The following is a 7,460-nucleotide window of genomic DNA, read 5'->3' as shown; positions in this document are numbered from 1 at the left end:
CGACCGCCGAAAGTCGATGACAGTGGTAGAGCTACCTAGTGGCTCAGGCCGCCGACATTTTCTTCAGTTGGGCGTGCAGGCGGGAGACCTTGCGCGAGCCCGTATTCTTGTGAACCACGCCCTTGGTGACGGCGCGCATCAGCTCCGATTGAGCCTCGACGAAAGCGCCCTTGGCGGCCTCGGCGTCGCCACCCGTCACGGCTTCCTGGAAGCGGCGCAGGAAGGTGCGGACACGCGTGCGGCGCGATTTGTTCACTTCGGTACGCGCGGCGATCTTGCGGATCGCTTTCTTGGCGCCGGGATTGTTGGCCATCGTCAAACCTTCGAACGGAAAACGCCGCGGAGCACACGTCCACGGCGCGGAAATCTTCAAGAGCGGGCGGCTATAGCGGAAGGGGGTGGTGCGGTCAACGCGAGTCTGGGGCCGGGAGGTGATTGGTGGCTGGTGGCTGGTGGCCAGGTCCGTGACGGGAGCCGGCGAACATCATGATCAGGCCGTCCAAGCACCAGCCACTAGCCACTAGCCACCAGCCACCAACCACCTACTTCCCTTTAAATACCGGCTTCCGCTTCTCGACGAAGGCCGCCATCCCCTCCTTCTGGTCCTCGAAGGCGAACAGGGAGTGGAACAGGCGGCGTTCGAACTGGACTCCCTGGGTCAGGGTCGTCTCCAGGGCGGCGTTGACCATCTCCTTGTTGGCCATGACGGCCAGCGGGCTCTGGGACGCGATCTTCGCCGCGATCTGGCGGACCTCGTCCATCAGGGTCTCGTGGGGGAAGACGCGCGAGGCCAGGCCGGCGCGTTCGGCCTCGGCGGCGTCCATCATCCGGGCGGTCAGGACCATGTCCATGGCCTTGGCCTTGCCGACCAGCCGGGTCAGGCGCTGGGACCCCCCGATACCGGGCGCGACGCCCAGGTTGATCTCGGGCTGGCCGAACCTGGCCTTGTCCGAGGCGACGATGAAGTCGCACAGCATGGCCAGTTCGCAGCCACCGCCCAGGGCGAAGCCGTTGACCGCCGCGATGATGGGCTTGCGGAACCGGGTGATGCGGTCGTGGCCCAGGGCGAAATAATTGCCCGCGTACATCTGGGCATAGGTCTGGTCCGCCATCTCCTTGATGTCGGCCCCGGCGGCGAAGGCCTTCTCGCCCGACCCCGTCAGGATCAGGCAGCGCACCGTGTCATCGTGCTCGACCGCGTCGAGGAAGGCCGCCAGATCGGAGAACAGGGCCGCGTTCAGGGCATTCAGCGCCTCGGGCCGATTCAGGGTGACCACGGCATAGCCGTCGGCGTTTCGCTCGATCAGCAGGGTGGAATAGGTGTCGGTCATGGGTCGTGTTTCCATCGGTCAGAACGCCTTGGGCAGTCCGGCGTCCTTCAGGGTTCCGTTGGCGGTATGGCGCGAGCGGATATCGCCGTCGACTGTGAAACGCTCGCCATTGACGGGGCTTTCCCAGATCTCGTGGTCGCCGCGTCCTTGCCGGATCATCCGGCAGCCATGGCGAAGCAAAATCGCCTTGACCTCGCGGGTATAGCCGCTCACGCCGCCAGGCTCAGCCTGACCCGGGTGCCCGCGTGGGCGATGACTTCGATGGGGGTGTCGATCAGGGCGTCATCCGACAGGTCGGTTCCCAGCAGATCCTGGATGGCCACCGGAATGCGCTCAACCAGGGCCTCCAGGGTGGGGGCCTCGATCCGCAGGCCGTGGACGTCGCTGGATTCGATGATCCAGACGCCCGCCTCGGCGTCAAACGCGGCCTTCACGACGATCACCGGGTTCATCCGTCTTTTCTCCGCCCCGCGGGCAGGCCTGTCAACGCGAGCCTTAACCGTCCCACTGGAACACCTCGGTGATCTCGACCCCGAAGACGGCGGCAATGCGGAAGGCGGCTTCCAGGCTGGGCGAGTATTTCCCCTGTTCCATGGCGACGATGGTCTGGCGGGTCATGCCGATGCGCGCCGCCAGGTCGGCCTGGGTCATCTCGCCGGCATGGAAACGCAGGGTCCGGATGCGGTTGCGGATCGGCGGCGGGGGCTTGGTCACTGGCCGCGCTTGAGCAGATACAGGGTGAAGGCGAACCGGGTCAGCTCGGACAGGACCACACAGGCGACCAGCAGATTGGCCAGCACCACCATGGCCGCAGGCCCGGTGAACAGGGCCTGGCGGGTTACGCCGCTGATCCAGGCGGCCGAGGCCAGGCTGATGACCAGCACGATCAGCAGCGACATCGACACATGGCTGGCCTTGAACGCCGCGAGCATCTCGCGCTCGTCGCGGGTCTCGCGATCGACCTTGGGCGTGGTGAAGGTGGCCAGGACCGTCAGCGCCGCCTCGATCAGGGCGACGACGAACACGGCCCCCGCGAAGCCCAATCCCACGGTCACGGCGAAGCGCGGATCCTCCATCCCGCCGCGCAGGATGCGGTCCACCAACGCGCGGAAATAGACCGACCAGACGCCGATCGTGGCGACGATACTGATCCACAGATGCTTCTCGCGGAACGACATAGGCGACCTCCCCACCCTCGCGGGCTGTGGAAAGGGGTGTCGCATTCACCTTACCTTATGTCCAGTATTTTTTACATCTGGTCTGGTTTTATAGACATCATCGCCCGACGTGCGGGGTGATGATGCCCAGGGGCAGGGTGGTGACGTTCTTCACACCCCGGGTGACGATATGGCTTTCGCAGTCCGAGACGATCCCGAGCGTCAGCAGCTTGTCGCGCAGGAACTGGTCGAAGGCATGCATGTCGGAGGTGATGATGCGCAGCACATAGTCCTCGCGGCCCGTGATCGTGGCGCACTGGACGACCTCCGGCCAGTTGGCGACGGCCGCCTCGAACAGGTCCAGGTTCTCGCGCGAGGGCAGCATTAGCTTGACGATGGCATAGACTTCGAAGTCGAGCCCCAGCAGGGCGGCGTCCAAAAGCGTGACCCGCTTGCGGATCAGGCCGCTATCCTCCAGTCTCTTGATCCGACGCCAGCATGGCGAGGCCGACAGGCCCACCCGCTCCGCCACGTCCGCGACCGACAGTCCGGCGTCCTGCTGAAGGATGTCGAGAATTCGCGCATCGATGGGATCCAGTTCGTCGGCCAAGGCGTTCCTCCATTTATTGTTATTGCGCAATAAAATACCCCATAATGGCTTTGCGCAAGGTCAAAATAGGCGAGCCTTGATTTCGAGCCCATGCTATCCCCCGTGAATACAATGCGGTCGGATCAACCGAACGGCAGGATGGAATGACCAGGAACACTCAGCCGCTCAGCCTTCGTGTGCCCGAACCCTCGGGTCGGCCCGGCGACGCGCCCGACTTCAGCCACCTGAAACTGGACGCCGCAGGGGCGTTGGATCGGCCGGCGATCGATGCGCGGCCGGTGCAGATGCTGGACTTGGCCTTCCGCCTGATCCGCGTGCTGGACGACGAGGGGAATGCCCTGGGGGCCTGGAACCCGCGGCTGGACGCCGAGACCCTGAAGAAGGGTCTGAAGGCCATGATCCTGACCCGCGCCTTCGACGACCGGATGCATCGGGCCCACCGCCAGGGCAAGACCAGCTTCTATATGAAATGCACGGGCGAGGAGGCCATCGCGGTGGCCCAGGGGATGATCCTGAGCCGCGAGGACATGGGCTTCCCGACCTATCGCCAGCAGGGGCTGCTGATCGCGCGCGGCTATCCGCTGGTCGATATGATGAACCAGATCTATTCCAACGCCTCGGATCCGATCAAAGGCCGCCAGCTGCCGATCATGTATTCGGCCAAGGACTATGGATTCTTCACCATCAGCGGCAATCTGGGGACCCAGGTGCCCCAGGCCGTGGGCTGGGCCATGGCCAGCGCCTACAAGGGCGACGACAAGATCGCCATCGCCTGGATCGGCGACGGGGCCACGGCCGAGGGCGATTTCCACAACGCCCTGACCTTCGCCAGCGTCTATCGCGCCCCGGTGATCCTGAACGTCGTCAACAACCAGTGGGCCATCAGCTCCTTCCAGGGCATCGCCGGCGGGATGGAGACCACTTTCGCCTCCAAGGCCATCGGCTACGGCCTGCCGGCGCTGCGCGTCGACGGCAACGACTTCCTGGCCGTCTGGGCCGCGACCCAGTGGGCGGAAGAGCGGGCGCGGTCGAACCAGGGCGCCACGGTGATCGAGCTGTTCACCTATCGCGGCGCGCCCCACTCGACCTCCGACGACCCCAGCCGCTATCGCCCCGGCGACGAGCACGAGAAATGGCCGCTGGGCGATCCGATCGCGCGGCTGAAACAGCACCTGATCGCGCTCGGCGAATGGTCCGAGGAGCAGCAGGCTGAGGCCGAGGCCGAGGCGGTCGCCCAGGTCCGCGCCGCCGGCAAGGAGTCCGAGGCCATCGGCACGCTGGGCCAGTCGCGGCCCAGCGTGAAGACGATGTTCGAGGAGGTCTATGCGACCGAGGACTGGCGCCTGACCGAACAGCGCCGGGAGGTGGGGGTATGAGCGAGGTCTATTCCGACGCCGATCAGCACGACGGCATCGCCCCCGACATGGTCGACCAGACCGAGGCTCCCGCCTCGGTCGCCGCCGAGGGCGGCGTCCAGCCGATGAACATGATCCAGGCGCTGAACTCGGCCCTGCACGTCAAGATGGCCGAGGATCCCAACGTCCTCAGCTTCGGCGAGGACGCGGGCTATTTCGGCGGCGTCTTCCGCGTCACCGACCAGCTGCAGCAGAAGCACGGCCTGACGCGCAGCTTCGACACGCCCATCAGCGAATGCGGCCTGGTCGCCGCCGCCATCGGCATGGGGGCCTATGGCCTGCGCCCCGTGGTCGAGATCCAGTTCGCCGACTACATTTATCCGGCCTACGACCAGATCGTCTCCGAAGCGGCCAAGATGCGCTACCGCTCGGGTGGTCAGTTCACCTCGCCGATCGTGGTGCGCAGCCCCTATGGCGGCGGCATCTTCGGCGGCCAGACCCACAGCCAGTCGCCTGAGAGCCTGTTCACCCATATCGCCGGGCTGAAGGTCGTCATCCCGTCCAACCCCTATGACGCCAAGGGCCTGCTGACCGCATCCATCGAGGACGGTGACCCGGTCATCTTCCTGGAGCCCAAGCGCCTGTACAACGGCCCGTTCGACGGCTGGCACCAGAAGCCGGTGTCGCCGTGGAAGGCGCAGCCCTCGGCCCAGGTGCCGACGGGCAAATACACCGTGCCGATCGGCGAGGCGGCGGTGGTCCGCGAGGGCTCGGACGTCACCATCCTCTGCTACGGCACCATGGTCTGGGTCAGCCTGGCCGGCGCCGAGCACGCGGGCGTGGACGCCGAGGTCATCGACCTGCGCACCCTGGTGCCGCTGGACATCGCCACCATCGAGGCCAGCGTCAAGAAGACCGGCCGCTGCGTCATCGTGCACGAGGCCCCCAAGACGTCCGGCTATGGCGCGGAGCTGTCGGCCCTGGTGCAGGAACGCTGCTTCTATCACCTGGAGGCCCCGATCGGCCGCGTGGCGGGTTGGGACACGCCCTATCCGCACGCCTTCGAGTGGGAATATTTCCCGGGGCCGGAACGGGTCGCCGCCGCGCTGAAAGCCGTCATGACCGGGGGAGCCCGCTGATGGGACGCTATGTCTTCAAACTGCCTGACGTGGGCGAGGGCACGGCCGAGGCCGAGCTGGTCGGCTGGCACGTCGCGGTCGGGGACCGTGTCGAGGAAGATCAGATCCTGGCCGACATCATGACCGACAAGGCGACGGTCGAGCTGACCTCGCCGGTGTCCGGCGTGGTCACCGCCCTGCACGGCGAGCCCGGCGTGATGTCGCCGGTGGGCTCGGCCCTGGTCGAGTTCGAGGTCGAGGGGGCGGGGAACGCCGCCTCGGACGCCGGAGTCGCCCCCTCCGTCATCGCCCAAGTGGGCGATGCCCATCGTGAGGATCGTATACGATCCTCCGATACCCCATCGCTCCGCGACGGGGAGGAGAACGCAGACGCCTCTCCTCCCCGTCCGAAGGATGGGGCTGCGGGCGGCTCGTATACGAGCCGTCCTCAGGCGCGGAGCGATAGCGACGTGACGGAGGGGGCGACACCGTTCTCGGCCGGCAACTACGTCTTCAAACTGCCCGACGTGGGCGAGGGCACGGCCGAGGCCGAGCTGGTCGCCTGGCACGTCGCGGTCGGCGACACGGTGGCCGAGGACCAGCTGCTGGCCGAGGTCATGACCGACAAGGCGACCGTGGAACTGACCTCGCCGGTCGCCGGCACGGTCGCGGCCCTGCACGGCGCGGCCGGTCAGCAGGTGCCGGTCGGCGGGCCTCTGGTCAGCTTCGACGTCGAGGGGGCGGGGAATGTTGCTGCCTCTCCCGCCAGGACCGAGTCCGCCCCGGCCCCCTCCGTCACGGCGCAAGAGCGCCGCGCCACCTCCCCCAACGGGGGAGGATTAAGCGAGGCGGTCACCACTCAATCTCCCCCCCCAGGGTGGAGACAGGCTGCGCAGCAGCCAGAGGGGGGCAAGTCCGTCACTCGCCAAGCCCAGACCCCCGGCGTCCGCGCCCTGGCCAGCCCCGCGGTACGCCAGCGCGCCCGGGACCTCGGTCTGGAGCTCCAGTTCGTCCCCGGGTCCGGGCCCGCCGGTCGCATCGAGCACGCCGACCTGGACGCCTTCGTCGCCCATGGCGCGCGCGGGCTGTCCGAGTCTGGAACGTCGGCCGCCTCGACCTATGCCAAGGCCGAGGGCACGACCGAGACCCGCATCATCGGCCTGCGCCGCAAGATCGCGGAGAAGATGGCCGAGAGCGTCCGGCGCATCCCCCACATCACCTATGTGGAGGAGATCGACGTCACGGCGCTGGAAGAGCTCCGGGTTCATCTGAACGCCCAGGGCAAGACCAGCGGCAGGCCCAAGCTGAACCTGCTGCCCTTCATCGCCCGGGCCATCGTCGTGGCCCTGCGCGACCAGCCGGCGATCAACAGCCACTATGACGACGAGGCCGGGGTGTTGACCACCCACGCCGCCGTCCACCTGGGCATCGCCGCCCAGACGCCGAACGGCCTGATGGTGCCGGTGGTCCGCCACGCCGAGGCGCGCGACCCCTATGACACCGCGCTGGAGATCGCCCGGGTCAGCGGCGCGGCCAAGGACGGGTCTGCGAAACGCGAGGAGCTCAGCGGCTCGACCCTCACCATCACCTCGCTGGGGACGCTGGGGGGCGTGGTCCACACCCCGATCATCAACCACCCCGAGGTCGCCATCGTCGGCCCCAACAAGATCGAGGAGCGGGTCGTGGTCAGGGGTGGCCAGATGGTTGTGCGCAAGATGATGAACCTGTCGTCCAGCTTCGATCACCGCATCGTCGACGGCCACGACGCGGCGGTCTTCGTCCAGCGGATCAAGGGCCTGCTGGAGCATCCGGCGACGTTGTGGATGGGGTAACTGGCGCTCGCCGGCACGAGGGGCCATGTGATATGCTGCCCGTATATCAAGGAGGCT

Annotated in this window: 10 protein-coding genes; 3 read left to right on the top strand and 7 right to left on the bottom strand. The window is 66.9% G+C overall.

The window, feature by feature from the left end:
- Positions 1-43 precede the first annotated feature (43 nt).
- The 7 genes from rpsT to BZG35_RS17445 form a co-directional block, all read right to left on the bottom strand.
- Positions 44-313 carry a 30S ribosomal protein S20 gene (gene rpsT, locus BZG35_RS17475; protein WP_077357662.1) on the bottom strand — a complete coding sequence of 90 codons (270 nt, stop codon included), beginning with the start codon at positions 311-313 and terminating at the stop codon, positions 44-46.
- 229 nt (positions 314-542) lie between these two features.
- Complete coding sequence (locus tag BZG35_RS17470) at positions 543-1,331, bottom strand: enoyl-CoA hydratase-related protein (protein WP_077357660.1); 789 nt, start codon at positions 1,329-1,331, stop codon at positions 543-545.
- An 18-nt stretch (positions 1,332-1,349) separates the two neighbouring features.
- Positions 1,350-1,544: a type II toxin-antitoxin system HicA family toxin gene (locus tag BZG35_RS17465; RefSeq protein WP_077357658.1), complete on the bottom strand. Its 195-nt coding sequence runs from the start codon at positions 1,542-1,544 to the stop codon at positions 1,350-1,352.
- The gene (locus tag BZG35_RS17460) at positions 1,541-1,783 is read right to left on the bottom strand and encodes a DUF1902 domain-containing protein (protein ID WP_077357656.1); all 243 of its coding nucleotides are present in this window, start codon (positions 1,781-1,783) and stop codon (positions 1,541-1,543) included. The genes BZG35_RS17465 and BZG35_RS17460 overlap by 4 nt, the downstream gene beginning before the upstream one ends.
- Positions 1,784-1,826: 43 nt before the next feature.
- Complete coding sequence (locus BZG35_RS17455; RefSeq protein ID WP_077357654.1) at positions 1,827-2,045, bottom strand: helix-turn-helix transcriptional regulator; 219 nt, start codon at positions 2,043-2,045, stop codon at positions 1,827-1,829.
- Positions 2,042-2,509, bottom strand: coding sequence for a DUF2178 domain-containing protein (locus tag BZG35_RS17450; protein ID WP_077357652.1), 468 nt, complete (start codon positions 2,507-2,509; stop codon positions 2,042-2,044). Before BZG35_RS17450 ends, BZG35_RS17455 begins: the two co-directional genes overlap by 4 nt.
- Positions 2,510-2,606: 97 nt before the next feature.
- Positions 2,607-3,098, bottom strand: a complete 492-nt coding sequence (locus BZG35_RS17445) for an Lrp/AsnC family transcriptional regulator (protein ID WP_077357650.1) — start codon at positions 3,096-3,098, stop codon at positions 2,607-2,609.
- Between the two features lie 143 nt (positions 3,099-3,241).
- On the opposite strand from BZG35_RS17445, the gene BZG35_RS17440 reads away from it, so the two are divergent.
- From BZG35_RS17440 to BZG35_RS17430, 3 genes are read left to right on the top strand one after another with little or no spacing between them, the layout of a single operon-like run.
- On the top strand, positions 3,242-4,474 hold the full coding sequence (locus BZG35_RS17440; RefSeq protein WP_077357648.1) for a 3-methyl-2-oxobutanoate dehydrogenase (2-methylpropanoyl-transferring) subunit alpha: 1,233 nt from the start codon (positions 3,242-3,244) through the stop codon (positions 4,472-4,474).
- Between the two features lie 47 nt (positions 4,475-4,521).
- On the top strand, positions 4,522-5,592 hold the full coding sequence (locus BZG35_RS17435; protein ID WP_077358273.1) for an alpha-ketoacid dehydrogenase subunit beta: 1,071 nt from the start codon (positions 4,522-4,524) through the stop codon (positions 5,590-5,592).
- Positions 5,592-7,403 (top strand): 2-oxo acid dehydrogenase subunit E2, encoded by a 1,812-nt coding sequence (locus BZG35_RS17430; protein ID WP_077357646.1) that lies wholly within the window; start codon positions 5,592-5,594, stop codon positions 7,401-7,403. The genes BZG35_RS17435 and BZG35_RS17430 overlap by 1 nt, the downstream gene beginning before the upstream one ends.
- The last annotated feature ends 57 nt before the right edge of the window (positions 7,404-7,460 follow it).

This window comes from Brevundimonas sp. LM2, assembly GCF_002002865.1.
Lineage (GTDB): Bacteria > Pseudomonadota > Alphaproteobacteria > Caulobacterales > Caulobacteraceae > Brevundimonas.
Note: the sequence above shows the minus strand (reverse complement) of the source record. Positions and strands in the feature narration are given on the sequence as shown.